Raw genomic sequence first — 18518 nt, forward strand, 5'->3', positions numbered from 1 at the left:
TAGGCCGCCCAGCGTGACCGTCGCATGGCCGCCAGATTGCCGAACCCCAATGTCGTGCTCGCCCGACACGTCCTGTCTTACGCCGCTTCGGGGAAGCTGACACGCACCTCCAGGCCCGGCTGGGCCGGCGCCAGACTGACCTCCGCGCCGTGCAGCTTGGCCACCGCCGCGACCAGCGCCAGACCGAGCCCGCTGCCCGGCGTCGAGCGGCTGCGCTCCAGGCGGTAGAAGCGATCGAACAGGCGTTCCCGCTCCGCGTCCGGCACGCCAGGCCCATCGTCGGCGACCGACAGGCTGGCGGCGCGGCCGCTCCTGGCGACCTTCACGGTGATGGCGGCGTTGGGACCGGTGTGGCGCAGGGCGTTCTCCACCAGGTTGACCAGCATCTGGGTGAGCAGTTCGGCGTCGCCATCGACCACCGCCGGCGCCTCGACCACCAGGCTCAGGGACTGATTCTGGTCCTCGGCCGATGGCGCGAAGGCCTCGGTGACCGTCTGGGCCAGCATGCCGAGCTCGCAGGGCCGGAAGGCCGCGCGCCGCGCCCCGCCCTCGATCTGGGCGATGCGCAGCAAGGCCGCGAAGGTGTCGAGGATCGAGTCGAGGTCGCTCAGCACCCCCTCCAGCGCCGCATCGTGCGTGTGCGGCGCGGCCAGGCCCGCCTCCAGCTTCTGCCGCAGCCGGGTCAGCGGGGTGCGCATGTCGTGGGCGATGTCGTTGGAGACCTGCTTGAGGCTCTCCATCAGGGCGGAGATCCGGTCCAGCATCCGGTTGAACGTCGCCGCCAGGCGGTCGAGGTCGTCGTCGGAGCCGCGCACCGGGACGCGGCGGCTGAGGTCCCCGTCGATGATCGCTTCCGCCGTGCCGGAGATCGCCGCCAGCCGCCGGTTGACCTCGCGGCTCAGCGCATAGCCGCCCGCCACGCCCAGCACCAGCACGCCCAGGAACGCGACGCCGAAGCCGCGGATCACCGCCCCGTCCAGCGCCTCGGTCCGCTCTTCCTCGTCGCCGACCAGCAGCTTGTAGCCGTCAGGCAGACCCACGGAATAGACGCGGACCGACTCGGTGTGTCCGTGTTCGGAGCGCCGGAGCGACGTCCACCCCATGGCCGCCTGCGTCGCCGCCAGCCGGCCGGCCAGCGGCGCGCCGCCCGGACCCTGCAGCCCGAAGTCCAGCGATCCGGGCGTGCTGTCGCGCTCATGCAGCGCGTCGACCACGCCTCGCAGTCCCTCGGACCGGTACTCCTGAACCAGCGCGGCCGACTCCGCGCGGATCCGCGCGTCGAACTGGGCCGACAGCGCCTGGCGCGTGCTGAAGAGCGTGATCACGCCCAGCACCACCACCGACAGCGCGAACACCGCCGTATAGAGCGCGGCCAGGCGCAGGCTGGTGGAGCGGAACATAGATCTAATCCGGCTCGCGCAGGATGTAGCCCGCGCCGCGCACCGTATGGATCAGCTCACAGCTGTGGCCGCGGTCGACCTTGCCCCGAAGCCGGCTCATGTGCGTCTCGACGATGTTGGTCTTGGGATCGAAGTGGAAGTCCCAGACGCTCTCCAGCAGCATGGTGCGCGTCACCACGCGCCCAGCGTGACGCAGCAGGTATTCCAGGAGCTGGAACTCGCGCGGCTGCAGGTCGATCCGGCGCCCGCCACGCGTGACCGTGCGTTTCAGGAGGTCGAGCTTCAGGTCGGCGGCGACAAGCTCGGTGCGCATCTCCTGGGTCGGCGGACGGCGCGCCAGCGCGTTCACCCGCGCCAGCAGCTCGGCGAAGGCGAACGGCTTGACCAGATAGTCGTCGCCGCCGGCCTCCAGGCCTTCCACCCGGTCGTCGATGCCGCCCAGCGCGGTCAGCAGCAGCACCGGGGTCTTCACGCCGGACGCGCGCACGGTGCGCAGGATCGCCAGGCCGTCGATCTGCGGCAGCATCCGGTCGAGGATGATCACGTCGTAGGTCTCGCCGGCCGCCAGCATCAGCCCATCGCGGCCCGCCGCGGCATAGTCCACCGCATGACCCGCCTCCGACAGCGCGCGCCTCAGGTAGCCGGCGGCTTCCTTGTCGTCTTCTACGAGCAACAGCTTCATGCGCGCGAGCGTGCCCCGAACCGGCGCCCAGGTGAAGCGCCGCTAGTCGACCGTCAGGGCGCGATGTGCGCCGCGGTCAGTTCGGCCCGCGCGGCCTCCAGCTCCGTCCGGAACGCCGGCTTGGTCATCAGTTCGGCCACCAGCGCCACGCCGAGCACATGGCCGGCCTCGATGTCGCGCCGGTAGTGGGCGCCGCAGACCAGCCGGCTCTCCGCATAGTCCGCCGCCCGCGCCTGAACCACCTGGGCGTTGCCCGGCATCAGGTTCGACAGCACCGCGGCGGCCGAATAGCCCATCGTCGAGTGGCCGCTGGGGTAGGCCGTCTTGCCGTCCTCGCCGTGCTTGCAGGGGTGCAGCGACGGATCCGCCGTGATCGGCCGGGTGCGGGCGAAGAAGGGCTTGTAGCGCCTCACCGCCAGGCTCGCTTCATTGTTCACGTCCGCGAACAGCGTCGCCGTCGCGGGAAACCGCGACAGGTCGAAGGCCGGACCCAGCGGCATGGCGATGGACGTCACGTCCTCGAACTCGTCGTCGTGCTTGGCGAGCGCGAAGCGCTCCGGCGTGCGCGAGGTCTCGATCCGGTGCAGCTCGGCGAGCTCCGCCAGGGTTTCGGGCGACCCGTCGGCCGGCGGCGGTGGGAGCAACAGAGCCGGGTCCAACTCGCCCGGCGCCAGGAACTTGGAGACGGTCGGCTTTTCCGCCTTCGCGGCCGCGGCGACAGAGGGGGCGTTCGCCGCGGCCGCCGCGGTCAGGGCGAGGAGCAGCCCTGTCACGCATCGGCGCATCAGAAGTTCACCTTCAGCGACAGCTGATAGTTCCGCTCCGGCTGGAAGTAATACTGGTCGTAGGGGACTGTCTTGCCAGGCTTGATCGACGTGACCTTCTCGCTGTCGAAAAGGTTGTAGACAGCGCCCTCGAGCCGGTAGCGGTCCCACCTGTAGACGATGGTCAGATCCGTCGAGTTGTAGCCGGGAATCTTGTAGGCCGCCGGCTCGCCTTCCGCACCCCACTGGACGCCGGTGTATTTGTCGATGATCGAGGCGATCCAGCTCGCGTCCTGATAGTATGCGCCGATGGCGGCGGTGGACTTGGGCGCGCTGGCGATCTGCTTGCCGCCGACGATGGTCACCGGGACGCCGTCGATATTCGTGTTGGCGCCCTGCGCCTTCGCCGAGTTGATCGAGCCGTTGGCGAACACGAAGATGTGGTCCGCGGCCCTGAACGTGACCACGCCCTCGACGCCCTTATAGATCGCACCGCCGAGGTTGAAGTTCACCGTCTCCAGGCCGGCGATCGGGTCGGTGACGCTGACCGTCTGCAGCTTGTTCTTGAAGTCGATGTAGTAGACGTCGGCGTCCAGCGTGATGCGGTCGCCGTGATAGACCGTGCCCAACTGGTAGTTGGTCGACTTCTGCGGCTGCAGGGAGCTGAGGTTCGGGGTGACCACCTGGGTGACGCTGATGTCCGGCACCAGGAAACCCGTGGCGTACTGGGCGTAGGCCGACCAGTTTTCCTGGATCTTGTAGTTGCCCGTGAAGAAATACAGCGTCTGGGTGAAGTCGTGGCTGTCGTGGAAAGGCTGCCGGGACTTCTGGTTCACGTCGGCGTCCACGTGGATATTCTCGTTCACGTACTTGATGCCGGGCGTGAGCGTGAGCTGGTCGTTGACCTTCCACTCGATGTCCACGAATGGCTCATACTGGTGCCAGCCGGACTGCTGGTTGTACTCCAGGTACTGCGGCACGCCGGGCAGCACCTTCTGGCGGTAGTCGACGACCTTCACATCCTTGCCGAAGCTTAGGGTGGAGTCGTAGTCGTAGCGGGCGCGCGGGCCGGTGTCGGCGGTCTCGAGCCAGATGCCGGACTTCACCGTCACGCCGTAGGGCAGCTCCTGGTCGAAGTGTAGGATGTCGCCATAGATCTTGTAGACGTTGAGCTTGGTGTAGCCAGGCACGTCGCCGTTCGCGACGGCCTTGCCGCCGGGCGTCAGCGTCACCGCCAGCCCGTTATGGGTCGCGATATCGGTGAGCGACAGCGTCGGGTCGAGCGATGATTCGGTGTCGTTCTTATAGTAGTAGCCATAGACCGTGTTATCGACATGGCTGGTCGGCGTGATGTCGCCGTTCAGCTTCGCGTAGTCGAACCAGGTGTGCTTGGTGACGAAGTTGTACCCGTAATAGGTCGGGTTCGCCGGGTTGGTGTCGAGGGCGAAGTTCTTCCCGTAGAGCGCCACCTGGGCCAGCGTCGCGCCGGCGTTGTCGTTGGTGTGGATGCGGGTCTGGTTCCAGGTCGCCAGCACCGTCAAGTTCCAGGTGCCCGCGATGGGGATCACGCCGCGGATCAGCTCGTTGTAGGCCTTGGCGTCATTGTGGCTGAGCGCGCCGTCGGTCTGCAGATCCTGGAAATTGAACAGGAAGCGGGCGCCGTTCAGCTTGTCGATGTCGCCGGTGTTGAGCTTGGTCACCGACATGCCGGTGTTCCAGGAGCCGTAGGTCAAGAGCTCGGAGCCGCCCATGTCGTGGCTGACCTCGGGCGAGAACAGGTTGATCGAGCCGCCGAAGTTGGCGACGCCCATCTGGCCGGCGCTGCCGGGGCCCCGGTCGACGATCACCGCGCCGATCGTCGAGGACGGGAAGAAGGACGTCGAGTGGTGCGTCGGGCCGTTGGCGTCGCCCCACGGAATGCCGTCGTAGGTGACGTTGTACTGGCCGTCCTGGAAGCCCCGCAGCACCGTCTTGGACTCGCCAAGGCCCGGGCCGTTGGTCGAGGTGCCCGAGACGCTGGGCGAGAGGTTGACGATCTGGGTGTAGTCGGCGGTCGCCGGGATGAACTGGTCGATCGCCTTGCGGTCGATGATCGTCTGCGGCTCGGTCTCCTGCAGATTGGCCTTGGCCGGCGCGGTGGCCTGGCCGCCGTTGGTCCCCTCGCCGATCACCACCAGCTCGCTGACCCGGCGGCCGAAGTCGGGGTTTTCCGGGTCGATCTTGACCGGACCGGCCTCGCTCGACGCCGCCGCGGCCGCGTCCGCCGCCAGCGCGGGGCTGGCGCCCAGCGCGATCACCGCGGCAAGAGCAGATCCGCCCAGGCAGAGCGCACGATAAGTCCGTGCGCGCACAAAATGCGTTTTCATTGCAGTACCCCCAAATTGTCGTCTGGAGCGCGTCCGGTCCGACGCTCCTTTTGCTTGGGGGTGTTGAAAGCTCAGTCCGCTGACCATCACAAATCAAGGTTTCATGACGGTTGGGCGACGTTTTTCATTCAGTCATTTACATTGGGGAAAATCAATCTTCGCTCCACCGGGCTCGTCGTCCCGCGCGATCACTGTGGGTGGCTGGCCTCGGCTGCGGGCTCCGGCTCGGCGATCTGGTCGCGCCCGCCAAACCGCAGGAGCGCGACCCAGGCGATCAGCGCCCATGCCCCGCCCAGGCACCAGCCGGCCAGCACGTCGCTCGGCCAGTGGACGGCCAGGTAGACGCGGCTGAAGCCGATGCCGGCCACCAGCACGCCGGCGAGCGCGAACACCATGCGCTTGGTCCCCCGATTGGCCTCCAGGCTGGAAATCAGCACCGCCAGCGTCAGATAGACCGCCGCCGACAGGGTGGAATGACCGCTCGGAAAGCTTGAGCCATAGACATAGCTGCCGTGCGGCGCGAGCTCGGGACGTGGCCGGTCATAGACGTCCTTCAACCCTTCGCTGGAGACGAAGGCCAGGGTGACCGCCAGCGCGAATATGCCGGCGTGCCACAGCTTGCGGTGCATCAGGAACAGCAGCAACGCGACGGTGGTCACCAGAGTGATCACCGTCACGCCGCCCAGCGCGGTGACGTCGCGCATCGACTCCTGCAGCGCCTGCGAGCCGACCGGGTCGCTGGGTTCGGCCGCGTTGCGCAGCATCAAGAGCAGGCGGGTGTCGAGCGCCTTGGTCTCGCCCTCACCCACCTCGCTGGCGATATTGAAGAAACCCCACAGCGCGCCAGCCGCCGCGATCAGCACGATCAGGACGCGGCTTTCCAGGCGCTTCAGCAGATGTTTCAGAACCTTGGCCATGGGCATCCTCGCCAAGGCCCAACGTCGCTGGCCGCAAAGCGTTCAGACTTGCGCGTCAAGCATCTCGCGGCTGGCGTCGCGGACGTTGGCGCAGCCGGTCAGCACCATGGCCACCGAGAGCTCCGATTTCAGGGTGCCGAGCATCCTGGCCACCTGCGCCTCACCGCCGGCGCCCAGGGCGTAGGCCCAGGCGCGGCCGACGAAACAGGCCTTGGCGCCCAGCGCCATCGCTTTCAGCACATCCAGGCCCGACCGCACCCCGCCGTCCATGTAGACCTCCAGGTCGGACCCGACGGCCTGGGCGATGCCCGGCAGCGCCGAGATCGAGGAGCGCACCCCGTCGAGCTGCCGTCCGCCATGGTTCGACACCACCAGACCTTGCGCGCCGGCCCGCACCGCGTCCTTGGCGTCTTCGACATCGAGCACGCCTTTGACGACGATCGGCCCGTCCCAGGTCTCGCGCACCCAGTCCATGTCCTTCCAGGTCACCGAGCGGTCGAAGTTCTTCGCGATCCACGACAGGAAATCGGTCACCCGGCCATGCTTGCCCTGCACGGCGCCGGCCACCGAGCCAAGGCTGTGCGGCCGCCCGTTGGCCCAGACGTCCCACATCCAGGCCGGATGGGTCAGCCCGTCCCAGGCGGTGTTCAGCGCCCCGGAGATCCCGCTCGATCCGGTGAAGCCGGAGCGCACGTCGCGATAGCGCGCGCCGGGCACGGGCAGGTCGACGGTGAACACCAGCACCGGGCAGCCCAGCGCCTTCACCCGGGCGAGCAGCTCGCGCATGTAGCCGCGGTCCTTGAGCATATAGAGCTGGTACCAGGGCGGCAGACCGGCGCCCGCCGCCACCTCGTCCGGCCCGCAGACGCCCATGGCCGAGAGGCAGAAGGGCACGCCCGCCGCCTTGGCCGCCCGCGCCGCCTGCACCTCGCCGCGCCGGGCGTACATGCCCGACATGCCGACCGGCGCCAGCGCCACCGGTATGGCCAGCGTCTGGCCGAGCGTCGTCACGCTCATGTCCAGCCTGGACATGTCGCGCATCACCCGCTGGCGCAGCGCGATCGCCTCCAGGTCGGCGACGTTCCGCCTCAGCGTCGCCTCGGCGTAGGAGCCGCCGTCGATATATTCGAAGAAGATCTTCGGCAGCCGCCGCCGCGCAAGCTCCCGATAGTCCGAGACCGAAGCCGCGCGCACTTAGGATCCCTCCCCGTTTGGTCGGCGCCAGAAGACCCAGCGAGTTGGAGCGCGATGCGCCGACAGACGCAAGCGACCTCTGCGACCGCCGAAAGCCGGACCTGCAGCGCGCCGTCGAACTCTTCAGGCCGACGGGCGCGCCGCCTCCGCCGCTTCCACATCCGCCCGGGTCTGGAAGCCAGGCGCCATGGTCACCCAGACCTGGTGCGCGCGGGCCAGCACCTCGCCGTTCATGGCGAAGAGCGCGACGCCGGCGGTCTCCTTGCGACCCTCGCGCTCCAGCGGCCAGGCCATGACGATATATTCGTGGCCGGCGCGCGGACGGCGCAGCACTTCGCCGGTCATGGTGCCGAGCAGCGCGCCGTGGCGGCCCTCCTTGGCGACCCAGGCGAAGAAGCCCGGGCAATCCAGCGCCGCCCAGATCACCTCCGAGGTCACCAGGCCCTGGGCGTCGGCGAAGGCCATGTCGGGTGTCCAGATGCAGGCGACGTGCCCGGCCGGCGCGCCCTCGATCTGGCCGGGAAAGACCCGCAGCCCATCGCCAGCCGTGCGCTCGGGACCGCAGGTGAAGCAGATCGGGTGGACGCGCTGCTCGTGGCCGACGAAGCGCGCACCGGCCGCGCGGGCGGCGCGCATGCTGGGCGCCTCGGGCGGGATCGGCAACAGGGCCGCGTCAGCCGTCCGCCCCTGGCCCACGAGCCCGCCCGAGGCGTCGGTCAGCTGCATCACCCCGTCCTCCCTGCGGAGGTCGAGATTGACGTCCAGCGGCACGCGGGCGCGCAGCACCGAGGTCACCGGGCCTTCGAAGTCCCTGGCCAGGACCCCGCAGACATAGCCGCCGTTGCCGGAACTCGGAGGCCCGCAAAATTGCTGGGCGATGACGATCTTGGCCAAGGGATACCGCTCGCGAGAATCGCTGGATCGAAAACAATGGCCAAGCTTTTCCATCGAACAGGTTCGGGACGAAACAGCAAAATGCGGCCTTGCGCCGTTGGAGCCCGCCGGGCCCTGGGCTAGTTTGGCCGCGAGACACCCCGCCCAAGGCGGATTCGAACACGACGGATGAGGAGATATCGGTGAGCGAGCGGATGGAACGGCCCTGGGCCCTGATGCGCCACCACGCCGGCTGGGCGGACGTCTTCCACATCGAGACCGAGAGCAACGACTCCATCACCGGCTTCTATCCGGACCGCGAAACCGTGGGCCCGCCGGTCAGCTATTCGGTGCGCGCGGTGCTGGCGCGGTTCCCGACCCTTGAGGCGGCCCGCGCGGCGCGCGAGGGCGCCGTCTCCGAGTGGCGCAAACACGACGCCGGCGTGCGCGACGCCGAGGCGGCGCTGCGCGCGGCCGAGAAGGCCCGCGAGGACGCCTGGCTGAAATGCCTGCGCGACGCAGCGGAGCGCTAGGCGCCCGCGGACGGCCGATCTGGCGTCCGCGCGTGGCGCAGCCATGGTCCCCTTCCGGCTAGATCCGGCGGAATCGGCGGGGCCGCGCTAACGCCCGGGTTTGCCGGTCTTGGCGGCGGACGGCGGCGCGGACTTCACCGGCGCACCCTCGGCCTTGCCCGCCGCCATCAGGCCGGCGCAGTCGGCGTTCTTGGCGAGGCCGGCGTCGACGAAGGGCAGCAGCACCGCCGCCGGCGTCAAGAGGCTGAGCGCCGCGGCGCCGACGCCCTGGGCGATCGCCTGGCCTTTGCGAACGCTGACCTTGGGGCTGAGCATCGGACCGCTGACGGTGATCGGCGCCACCAGGCGAACCAGCTGGAACTTCTTCGGGTGGCCGCGGACGGTGAACTCCAGGGTCTCCTTGTCCAGGTTGATCACCCCGCCGCCGTCGATCAGCACCGGGTCGGTGTCGACGATCAGCCGGTCGGCGGAGAGCACGCCGCCGCGGCCGGTGAAGTGCAGCACGCCGCAGCGGATCGGCGTCGTCGCCTGGTTCTTGGCGAACAGCAGGCCCAGGCCCTTGACCAGGTCGACGCCGGCCAGTTCGGCGAGCGTCTGATTGATCTGGCCGCCGGGGGCGACGATCATCACCTCGCCGTTGGCGTCGGCCATGGCGTCGTGCACGGAGTCGCCCGTCCCGTGCAACGTGGCGCGCGCGACGACCGTCCCGGCGAAGGGCTGGGCGCCCTGGAACTTCACCGGCAAGAGGTTTTCCAGACGCGCGTTCGAAAGCCGAAGATCGAGGTCGGTGATCGCGTCGGTCTGCCGGCCGTTCAGCTGCACGAAGCCGCTGATCCGGCCCTGCGGCAGGTCGAGCTCCAGCGGTTCGGCGCGCAGCAGGCCGGCGTTCATCTTCACCCGCGTCGAGCCGGACCGCAGCGGAATGGGCGCGCCGGTGATGGCGTCGGCCTTGAAGCTGATGTCGGCGTCGAGGCCGCGGATCTTGGAGAAGTTCAGCGTCGCATCGGGGAAGATCCGCGCCTGCTGCTGCATCTGCTGCGCCACCGCCTTCTGCTTTGGCGAAGCGACCGGGCCGGTTTTCCGGGCGCCGCCGAACAGCGCGCCGAGATCGGGGAAGTTGAGGGCGCGCGAGTGAAGGTCGGCGGTGAGGAACGGCAGCTTGTCGCCGGTGCGCACCGACAGATTGCCCGACAGGTCGCTGCTGCCGACCTTGCCGGCGATGTTGTCGACCTTCCATAGGTGCGCATCGCGCGAGAGCCGGGCTCTGAGGTTGTAAGGCGGCGTGTTGGGCAGTGGCACGCCGGTCAGGCCGTAGAGGTCGGAAAGGTCCGGCCCGCGCGAGGTCACGTTCATGTAGAACTGCGCCAGGTCGAAGGGCTTCGGCACCGCGCCCTGCGCCGTCACATAGGTTTGCCCCGCGCGGATGTCGGCGTCGAATGGATAGGGCTTGTTGCGGTCGATGTTGAGCAGCGGACCGCCGGTGACGTTCAGGCTGAAGGGCTGCGCGTTCAGCGCGCCCTGCCCGACCATCTGGAAGCCGCGGTTCACCTGGCCGAGCGCCTCCTTGGCCTCGACCGTGCCGGTAAAGCTCAGCTTGCGCTGGTCGTCACGATAGACGAGCTGGCCGCCGTCGATGATGAACTTGCGGACCGGCGGCATGCGCAAAGGCTCATCGGGCTTCGATCCGTCGGAGAAGTCCCAGGTCGCGCGGCCATCGCCGTCCCGGTAGAGCGCCATCTTCGGCTGGTCGAATTCCAGCAGGCGAAGGTCCAGGTGGCCGGCGAACAGCGCAGCCAGGCGGATCTGCACCGCGATCCGGCCGATGTCGGCGAGTTCGGCCTTGCCGACCGGCGATCCGCTGGCCCAGGCCGGGTTGGCGATGTGGACGCCGTCAACCGTGGCGCTGGGCTGCCAGGACCAGGGATGGACCTTGAGGTCGCCGGTAATCGTCACCTGCCGATGCATTCGGCCGGACGCGATGGCGGCCACGGGCCCTCGGAACCAGTTCCAGTCCCAGATCGCGCCCAGGATCGCCGCAGCCACGGCCAGCGCCAGGAAGACCCCGACGGTCCAGGCGATCCTTCGACGGCCCTTGCGAGGCATGGCGGCGGCGTCAGCGGTCAAGCGGTCGTGCTCCTTGGGATGCCAAGCGACCCTAACGCGCCAGGACGCAGTTGGCGCCGCCTAATGGCTCACCCCGCGCCCGGACAGCGCCGAAAGCGCGGTTACAGCGAGAATCCTCAGGTCGAAGGCGAACGACATCCGCTCCAGATATTGGCGGTCCAACTCCGCCTTTTCCGGGATGGGCAGTTCGTCGCGCCCATTGATCTGAGCCCAGCCGGTGAGCCCGGGGCGCAGGGCGTCGACTCCGGCCTCGGTGCGCAGCGCCACCAGATCGTCCTGGTTGAATAACGCCGGCCTTGGCCCCACCAGGCTCATGTCGCCCTTCAGCACGCTCCACAGCTGCGGGATTTCGTCGAGGCTGGTGCGGCGCAGGAAGCGGCCGAGCGGCGTCACCCACCGGTCCGGATCGTCCAGCAGGTGCGTGGCCACGTCCGGCGTGCCCAGGCGCATGGTGCGGAACTTGGGCATCACGAAGATGCGGTTGCGCCGGCCCACGCGCTTGGACCAGTGCAGCGCCGGCCCCGGGCTTTCCAGGCGCACGGCGATCGCCAACCCGGCCAGCAGCGGCGACAGGATGACCAGGCCCGCCAGCCCGCCCACGATGTCCAAGGCCCGCTTCAAAGCCGCTCCCGGCGCAACGCCGCCTCAAGGGCGACGCCGCCGGTTGTAGGCTCAGCCGTGGCTCAGCGCCAAGGTCAGTCGGCTTTCGGCGCGGCGACCTTCTTCTTCGGCTTCGGAGCGTCCACGGGCTCGGCCGCAGGCTCGACGGTCTCCGGCGCGACGGTCTTCGGCGCGATGGCCTCCAGCACCGGCGAGACCGGCGCGGATTCGCCGCCCACCGGCTCGACCGCGGCCGGCGCATCGACCAGCGCTTCCAGCACGGGCTCGGGCGAAGCCTCGATCACCGGCTCCACGAGCGCTTCAGCCACTGACTCCAGGACAGGCTCCGCGGCCGCTTCAGCCTCGGTGACCGTTTCCGCGATCTCTCGGGCCGCGGCCTCCGCCACCTCGACCACTGGCTCCGCCAGCGCCAGGACTTCGGCCTGGGTTTCGGCCTCCGCCGTCTTCATCGCGCCGAACATGGCCTCCAGGTTCGCGGGCTGCGTCCAGCGGGTCATCCACCACCAGGCCGCACCGCTCACCGCAACCCCGGTGAACAGCGGCCAGAGCGGCGACGCCAGGCCGACGGGCACGCGCAGCAGGGCCTTCGGATCGGCGAGGGCCTCGGCCTTGGGGGCGGATTCGGGGGCGGATTCGGGGGCGAGCGACATGGCGGTCTCCTGAGAAAGATTGTGCGTCGCAACATAACACCTGACGCAATCTCGCAGATGCGAAATGTCTGTGAAATTCGAGAATGTGATCGGGCGCCGCAAAGTCGGGCGCCGAGCTTCAGACCGCGTAGACCTTGGCCGTTCCGTTCTCGCCCAGCGTCCGCGCCGTCCAACCGCAAATGGCCTGCAGCGGCGGCGCCATATCCGCCGGCGCACCCAGCAAGACCAGCGCGCAGCCATTCATCTTCAAGGGATCGGTCAGCGGCCGCATGCGCGTCTCGGCGACCAGGAACGGCGCCTCCACCGCGTCCTCCAGGTCGCGCAGGAACCCGTCGAAGGTCTCCAGGTCCTTCAGCGGCAGCCAGACCAGGGCGGTGGCCGCCCGATTGCGGCCGCGCAGGCCCGCCAAGGTCTCGACGATCCGCGCATAGTCGTCCGACCGCTCGAACGGCGGATCGATCAGCACCAGGGCGCGGCCCGAGCTTGGCGTCTGGGCGACGGCCAGGTCATAGCCGTCGGCGCAGAGGGTGCGCACGCCGCGCTTGCCCTTCATCCGCTCGCTCAGCGCCTGGTGCTCCTCCGGCCGCAGTTCGCAGGCCAGGTAGCTGTCGCCGGGCCGCAGCGCCTCGGCGATCAGCCAGGGCGACCCCGGATAGCGCCGCACCGGCCCGCCGCCGTTCAGCTTGCGCGCGGCCGCCGCCAGGGGCGCGAACTCGGCGGGCGCGTCGGCGGCGGCCATCAGCCGCACAACCCCGGCCTCCGCCTCTCCGGACTTCCTGGCCTCGGCGCCGGCCAGATCGTAGAGGCCGCGCCCGGCATGGGTGTCGATCACGCTGAGCGGCTGGCCCGCCAACCGCGCCAGCACCTGCAGCAGCGCGGCATGCTTCACCAGGTCGGCGAAGTTCCCGGCGTGGAAGGCGTGGCGATAGTTCAAGGGCGAGGACTCTTCAGGAACTGGCGCCGTGCGTACCACGTTGGCCGCTCTTGAGTGGAGGCGTCTTGCGTGGCCCGCGATCTAGCCGATCAGACCGTTCCCGCGTCGGATCTCAAGGCCGCGCACCTGACCTATGTCAGCGACCTGGACCCCGGCATCCGCCGCCGCAGGGCCGGCCATGGCTTCAGCTATCTCGACACCGACGGCAAACCGGTGGCCGACGCGCCGGCCTTGGACCGCATCCGCAGCCTCGCCATCCCGCCGGCCTGGACCGAGGTCTGGATCTCGCCCACGGAGCGAGGCCATATCCAGGCCACCGGCCGCGACGCCAAAGGCCGCAAGCAGTACCGCTACCACGCCCGCTGGCGCCAGGTGCGCGACCTCGGCAAGTACGACCGGCTGATCGCCTTCGGCCGGGCGCTTCCCCGGCTGCGCAAGCAGGTCGACCACGACCTCGCACGCCACGGCCTGCCGCGCGAGAAGGTGCTGGCCGCTGTGGTCCGGGTCATGGAGATCACCCTGATCCGGGTCGGCAACGAGGAATACGCCAAGACCAACCGCAGCTTCGGCCTCACCACGCTTCGCGATCGCCACGCCCAGATCGGCGCGGCCAAGGCGGTGTTCGAGTTTCGCGGCAAGAGCGGCAAGACCCACAGGACCGGCTTCAGCGACCGTCGCCTCGCCCGCGTCCTCAAGGCCTGCCAGGACCTGCCCGGCCAGCGCCTCTTCCAGTATCTCGATCACGACGGCCATCGGCATGCGATCGAAAGCGCCGACGTCAACGGCTACATCCGCGACGCGCTCGGCGAAGACTTCTCGGCGAAGGATTTCCGCACCTGGGCCGGCACCTTGGCAGCTGCCCGCGCCCTCACATCCCTCCCCGCGTGCGCCTCCGAGGGCGAGGCGAAGAAGAGCGTCGTCACCTGCGTGAAGGCGGTCGCGAGCGTGCTCGGCAACACGCCCGCTGTCTGCCGCAAGGCGTACATCCACCCGGCCGTGCTGGCCGCCTATGAGGCCGGCGAGCTTCCGCTCAAGGCCGCGTCGAGCGACCGCGCCTTCGAGCTCGCCGTGCTACGCTTCCTGGAGACCTGCAAGCCCGCCTAGCCTTCCCTCGCGTCCGCCGCCTAAGGTCGGGCTGCAACGTCAGAAGGCTTCGCCATGCTTCCCCAACGCCTGCGCTTCGGCGCCTTCATCGCGCCCTTCCACCCGCTGGACGAGAACCCGACGCTCGCCATCCAGCGCGATCTGGAGCTGGTGGAATGGATGGACCAGCTGGGCTTCGACGAGGCCTGGATCGGCGAGCACCATTCCGCCGCCTACGAGCTGATCGCCAGTCCCGAGGTGTTCATCGCCGCCGCCGCCGAGCGGACCAAGCATATCCGGCTGGGCACCGGCGTCTCGTCGCTGCCCTACCATCACCCGCTGATATTGGCCGACCGGATCAACCAGCTCGACCACATGACGCGCGGCCGGGTGATGTTCGGCGCGGGACCGGGCGCGCTGGTCTCCGACGCCTTCATGATGGGCATTCCGGTCGCCAAGCAGCGCGACCGCATGGACGAGGCGCTGGGCTGCATCGTGCGCCTGTTGCGCGGCGAAGAGGTCACCCACAAGTCCGACTGGTTCGAACTCGATCGCGCCCGCCTGCAGATGACCCCCTATTCGCGGCCGAGCGTCGAGATCGCGGTGGCGAGCCAGGTCTCGCCCACCGGCGCGCGCGCCGCGGGCCAGCATGGGCTGGGCCTGCTGTCGCTCGGCGCCACCTCAACCGCCGGGTTCAATGCGCTCGCCTCCAATTGGGCCATCGCCACCGAGCAGGCGGCCGAGCACGGCCAGGCCATGGACCGCAACGCCTGGCGCCTCGTCGGCCCCATGCACATCGCCGAGACCCGCGAACAGGCGATGGAGGACATCCGCTTCGGCCTGGAGAAGTGGATCTTCTACTTCCGCGAGATCGCCAACCTGCCCATCGTCCCGGAGGGCGACGATCCCATCAAGGCCATGGTCGAGAGCGGCATGGCGGTGGTCGGCACGCCCGACGACGCCATCGCCCGCATCCAGCAGCTGGTGAACGAGAGCGGCGGCTTCGGCGCCTTCCTGCTGATGGCCCACAACTGGGCCAACTGGGGCGCCACCAGGCACTCCTACGAGCTGATGGCCCGCTACGTCTTCCCGCACTTCCAGAATCTCAACGACAACCGTTCCGCCTCCATGGCCTGGGTCAAGGAGAACAAGGAGGAGTTCACCACCCAGGTGCGCGGCGCGGTCGGCGCGCGGATCGTCCAGCACATGATGGAAAAAGGCGTCGACAACATCAGCCCGCAGATCGTGGAGCTGATCACCGGCGCGGCCCAGGCGCCGCCTCAGGCCGACTAGGCCGATGGACCCGCAGGCCTATTTCGACCGCATCGGCTTTGCGGGTGAGGCGCGCCCGGACCTGGCGACGCTCTTCGCCCTGCATCGCGCCCACCTGCAGGCGATCCCTTACGAGAACCTCGACGTCCAGTTGGGACGGCCCCTGACCACCGACCCAGCGGCCGCCTTCGACAAGATCGTCACGCGGCGGCGCGGCGGCTGGTGCTACGAGATGAATGGCCTGTTCGGCGCGGTGCTGAGCGAGATCGGCTTCAAGGTCACCCGCATGGCGGGCGCGGCGATGCGCGAAATCATGGGCGACATCGTGATCGGCAATCACCTGGTGCTGCTGGTGGAGATCGACGGCGGGCCCTGGATCGCCGACGTGGGCTTCGGCGACGGCAGCCTGGACCCCTTCCCGCTCACGCCCGCGGCCATGACGGTCGCCGGCTATGGGTTCCGGCTGGAATCCATGGATGAGGGCTGGTGGCGCTTCCACAACCACGAATTCGGCGGCGCGAAGTCCTTCGACTTCCAGGTCGCGCCGGCGGACCCGGAGTTGCTGGCCGGCCGCTGCGAATGGCTGCAGTACGCGCCGGAGTCCAATTTCGTGCTGAACGCCGTCGTGCAGCGCTATCGCGGCGACGGGATCCTGCAGCTACGCGGCCGGGTCCTGCGCCGCGTCACGCCGGCGGGCGTCACCCAGGAAACCATCGCCTCGGCCGAGGAATGGGTGGCGGTGCTGGCCCGCGACTTCGGCCTCGATGTGCCGGAGGCGGCCACGCTGTGGCCCCGCATCCTCGCGCGGCATGAAGAGGTCATGGCGGCCGCCGAGGCTGCGGTTCCCGCCTAGCGCCGGTAAGAGAAGCCCACGCGGAACGTCCTGGGCTCGCTCCAGCTGTCGGTGAAATCGGCGGCCTTGCCGGTGGAGATGTGGGCGTCGGCGATGTTGTCGATCGCCAGATAGACCTCTTCGCCCGGCGCGAGCGCCCAGGCGGCGCGGCCATCCCACTCCGCGCCCGGCGGCAGGCGCCGGGTGTTCTGGTCGTCGTCGTATTGGGTCGACACGTAGCGGACGCTCGACGACAGGGTGAGCTTCTCCATCGCCCGCCAGTCGAGGCCGCCGGTGACCGTCCAGGCCGGCGTCTGGGCGGGCCGAAGGCCGGTGAGCTGCGGCGCGGCGTTCTGGCCGTCTACCCGCGCATGGGTGAAGGCGAACGCGGTGCGCCAGGACAGCGTCGTGAAGATCTCGCCATTGGCGTCGCCCTCCACGCCCCAGGCGTTGATCTGCCCGGCGTTCTGCCGCTGGCGAAGCGTGCCGCCGGCGACGATGAAGCCGGCGATCGGCAAGGCCGGGATCGTGCCGGGTCCCACGCCGATGGTGACGTTGGTGATCGGGTCCTTGAGCTCGTTGTAGAACAGCGTGGTCTGCCAGTTGAACTTGGCGTCGGCGACCTGGTCGCCGCCGATCCCGATCTCGACGCCGTCCAGCTTTTCAGGCCGCAGCAGGGGATTGGCCTCGGTGACGTCGTTGCCCACCCGGAACGGGCGCTCCAGCTCGTTCAGGGTCGGGGCCCGGAAGCCGGCATAGGCCGCGCTGCGCAGCCACAGGTCCGGATCGACCGTGTAGCGCACGCCGATGCGGCCGGTCGGCACTGTGCCCGAGGCGTCGGGCGCGGGGTTGTTGAGCGTCGTGACGCCGGTCGCCAGCACGAACTCGTGGCGCCGCGCGTCGCTGGAATTCCATTCGTCCAGCCGGGCGCCGCCGGTCACCAGCCAGGGCCCGTTCTCGTAGTCGGCGTCCAGATAGCCGCCGCCCACGAAGGTCTGGCCGCCGGCGTCCCGGCCCATGGTGTACTGGCCGCTGACCACCTTGAACTGCTCATGGTCGGTGCCCATCGCCCAGCGGGCGTCGGCCCCCAGCTCCCAGGAGAGGCCACCCGATTTTCCCTGCCAGGCGGCGTTCAGGCCGTAGCCTTGCGCAGGCGTCGAGAACTCGTTGTTGGCGGGCGTGGTGGTGGCGCGGTTGGCGGCCACCGCGACCGAGCTGTTGGCCAGGTCGCTGCCGCGCGCCCAGGCCTGCAGCCGCCAGCCGCCCACCCCATCGCCCGCCGGCTGGGCCAGGGTGAGCGTCTCCGCGTCGCCCTTTGCCGTCGACCGCGCGCCCAACAGGCCCGCGCCGCGGCGCTCTTCGAACGTCTCCAACCTGAGCGCCGCCTGCACCGAGCCGAAGCTGTGCTGGATGCGCACCGAGGCGTTGGCGTCTTCCAGGTCCAGCGGCGTGTCGGCCGCGCCCTGCGATGGCCCGCGCACCGGGATGTAGCCGTCGTTGCTTTCGCCAGAGACGGTCAGCAGGACGTCCCTGGTCCCGCCGCTCACCGCGGCGCGATAGGACCCGCGCTCGCCGGCCGAGACGTCGAGCGCGCCCAGGCCGTCGCGCGCGCCGCGTTCCTGCAGTTCGATGACGCCAGTGAGGGCGCCGGCGCCATAGGGCCCCGCGCCCGAGCCGCGCACGATGTTGACGCTCTCGATGCCTTCCGGCGGCAGCGCTGTCCAGATGACCCAGCCGCCGAAGGGATCGTTCACCGGCGCCCCGTCCAGGGTCACGAGCGCCCGGCCGGCGCCGGAGCCGGCGATGGCGCGCAATGAGACGCCCTGCGTGGTCGGGTTGGCCGAGAGCGAGGTCGTGCGGCGGAACAGCGAGACGCCTGGCGCGCTCTCCAGCGCCTGGTCCAGGCGCGGCGCCTCCTTCAGAATCTCCGGCGTGATCTGCACGGTGCTGAACACCGCCTCGCCGCCGAGCGGCTTCAGGCGGGGCGGATAGACCACGACCACTTCCACAGTGGCGGGCGGCGGCGCGGCGTCGACCATTGGCGTCCCCCGATCAGCCCCATACTGGGCTTTCGATCATCTTAGCGCTATCCAGCCCGCATGGAGAGCGCAACAGCCAAGGTCGCCATCGTCACCGGCGCCGGTAGCGGGATCGGCCGGGCTGTGTCCCTGGCGCTACTGGCGAACGGCTGGTCCGTGGCCCTGGCCGGACGCCGGGCCGAGCTGCTGGAGGAGACCGCGAGCCTCGCGGGCGACGCCGCGGCCCGAACCCTG

General features: G+C 69.4%; 17 protein-coding genes. 5 read left to right on the forward strand and 12 right to left on the reverse strand.

From position 1 onward, the window contains the following. Positions 1-77 precede the first annotated feature (77 nt). The 7 genes from VKQ35_RS17205 to VKQ35_RS17235 all read right to left on the reverse strand — a co-directional run bounded on the left by VKQ35_RS17205 (position 78) and on the right by VKQ35_RS17235 (position 8217). Positions 78-1400, reverse strand: a complete 1323-nt coding sequence (locus tag VKQ35_RS17205) for a sensor histidine kinase (protein ID WP_324363821.1) — start codon at positions 1398-1400, stop codon at positions 78-80. Between the two features lie 4 nt (positions 1401-1404). Then, on the reverse strand, positions 1405-2082 hold the full coding sequence (locus tag VKQ35_RS17210) for a response regulator transcription factor (RefSeq protein ID WP_324363823.1): 678 nt from the start codon (positions 2080-2082) through the stop codon (positions 1405-1407). Positions 2083-2135: 53 nt separating this feature from the next. Continuing rightward, positions 2136-2855 (reverse strand): phosphatase PAP2 family protein, encoded by a 720-nt coding sequence (locus VKQ35_RS17215; RefSeq protein WP_324363825.1) that lies wholly within the window; start codon positions 2853-2855, stop codon positions 2136-2138. A gap of 11 nt (positions 2856-2866) precedes the next feature. Further along, a complete protein-coding gene (locus tag VKQ35_RS17220) occupies positions 2867-5212 on the reverse strand; it encodes a TonB-dependent receptor (RefSeq protein ID WP_324363827.1) in 2346 nt (781 codons plus the stop codon). A gap of 188 nt (positions 5213-5400) precedes the next feature. Beyond that, positions 5401-6129 (reverse strand): phosphatase PAP2 family protein, encoded by a 729-nt coding sequence (locus tag VKQ35_RS17225; RefSeq protein WP_324363829.1) that lies wholly within the window; start codon positions 6127-6129, stop codon positions 5401-5403. Between the two features lie 42 nt (positions 6130-6171). Beyond that, entirely contained in the window at positions 6172-7323 is a 1152-nt protein-coding gene (locus VKQ35_RS17230; protein WP_324363831.1) for an L-lactate dehydrogenase, read from the reverse strand. A gap of 123 nt (positions 7324-7446) precedes the next feature. Then, on the reverse strand, positions 7447-8217 hold the full coding sequence (locus VKQ35_RS17235; protein WP_324363833.1) for a hypothetical protein: 771 nt from the start codon (positions 8215-8217) through the stop codon (positions 7447-7449). Positions 8218-8399: 182 nt separating this feature from the next. On the opposite strand from VKQ35_RS17235, the gene VKQ35_RS17240 reads away from it, so the two are divergent. Next, positions 8400-8729, forward strand: a complete 330-nt coding sequence (locus tag VKQ35_RS17240) for a hypothetical protein (RefSeq protein ID WP_324363835.1) — start codon at positions 8400-8402, stop codon at positions 8727-8729. Positions 8730-8816: 87 nt separating this feature from the next. Here VKQ35_RS17240 and VKQ35_RS17245 read toward each other — a convergent pair whose 3' ends face one another. From VKQ35_RS17245 to rlmJ, 4 genes are all read right to left on the reverse strand, one after another. Next, entirely contained in the window at positions 8817-10853 is a 2037-nt protein-coding gene (locus VKQ35_RS17245; RefSeq protein WP_324363837.1) for an AsmA family protein, read from the reverse strand. Between the two features lie 60 nt (positions 10854-10913). Continuing rightward, positions 10914-11474 (reverse strand): sugar transferase, encoded by a 561-nt coding sequence (locus VKQ35_RS17250; protein WP_324363839.1) that lies wholly within the window; start codon positions 11472-11474, stop codon positions 10914-10916. 74 nt (positions 11475-11548) lie between these two features. Beyond that, positions 11549-12124: a hypothetical protein gene (locus VKQ35_RS17255; RefSeq protein WP_324363841.1), complete on the reverse strand. Its 576-nt coding sequence runs from the start codon at positions 12122-12124 to the stop codon at positions 11549-11551. 118 nt (positions 12125-12242) lie between these two features. Then, complete coding sequence (rlmJ, locus tag VKQ35_RS17260) at positions 12243-13058, reverse strand: 23S rRNA (adenine(2030)-N(6))-methyltransferase RlmJ (protein ID WP_324363843.1); 816 nt, start codon at positions 13056-13058, stop codon at positions 12243-12245. A gap of 69 nt (positions 13059-13127) precedes the next feature. Between rlmJ and VKQ35_RS17265 the strand changes: the two genes are divergently transcribed. The 3 genes from VKQ35_RS17265 to VKQ35_RS17275 are packed head-to-tail and all read left to right on the forward strand — an operon-like array spanning position 13128 to position 16266. Further along, complete coding sequence (locus VKQ35_RS17265; RefSeq protein WP_324363845.1) at positions 13128-14162, forward strand: DNA topoisomerase IB; 1035 nt, start codon at positions 13128-13130, stop codon at positions 14160-14162. Positions 14163-14216: 54 nt separating this feature from the next. After that, positions 14217-15434, forward strand: coding sequence for an LLM class flavin-dependent oxidoreductase (locus VKQ35_RS17270; protein ID WP_324363847.1), 1218 nt, complete (start codon positions 14217-14219; stop codon positions 15432-15434). 4 nt (positions 15435-15438) lie between these two features. After that, positions 15439-16266 carry an arylamine N-acetyltransferase family protein gene (locus VKQ35_RS17275; protein WP_324363849.1) on the forward strand — a complete coding sequence of 276 codons (828 nt, stop codon included), beginning with the start codon at positions 15439-15441 and terminating at the stop codon, positions 16264-16266. Here the strand turns inward: VKQ35_RS17275 and VKQ35_RS17280 are convergent. Next, positions 16263-18284 (reverse strand): TonB-dependent receptor, encoded by a 2022-nt coding sequence (locus VKQ35_RS17280; protein WP_324363851.1) that lies wholly within the window; start codon positions 18282-18284, stop codon positions 16263-16265. The genes VKQ35_RS17275 and VKQ35_RS17280 overlap by 4 nt on opposite strands. A gap of 60 nt (positions 18285-18344) precedes the next feature. Between VKQ35_RS17280 and VKQ35_RS17285 the strand changes: the two genes are divergently transcribed. Beyond that, positions 18345-18518, forward strand: a 174-nt coding sequence (locus VKQ35_RS17285; protein WP_324363861.1) for an SDR family NAD(P)-dependent oxidoreductase, incomplete at its 3' end; no start/stop codon positions are given.

This window comes from Phenylobacterium sp., assembly GCF_035309685.1.
In the GTDB taxonomy this organism is placed as follows: domain Bacteria; phylum Pseudomonadota; class Alphaproteobacteria; order Caulobacterales; family Caulobacteraceae; genus Phenylobacterium.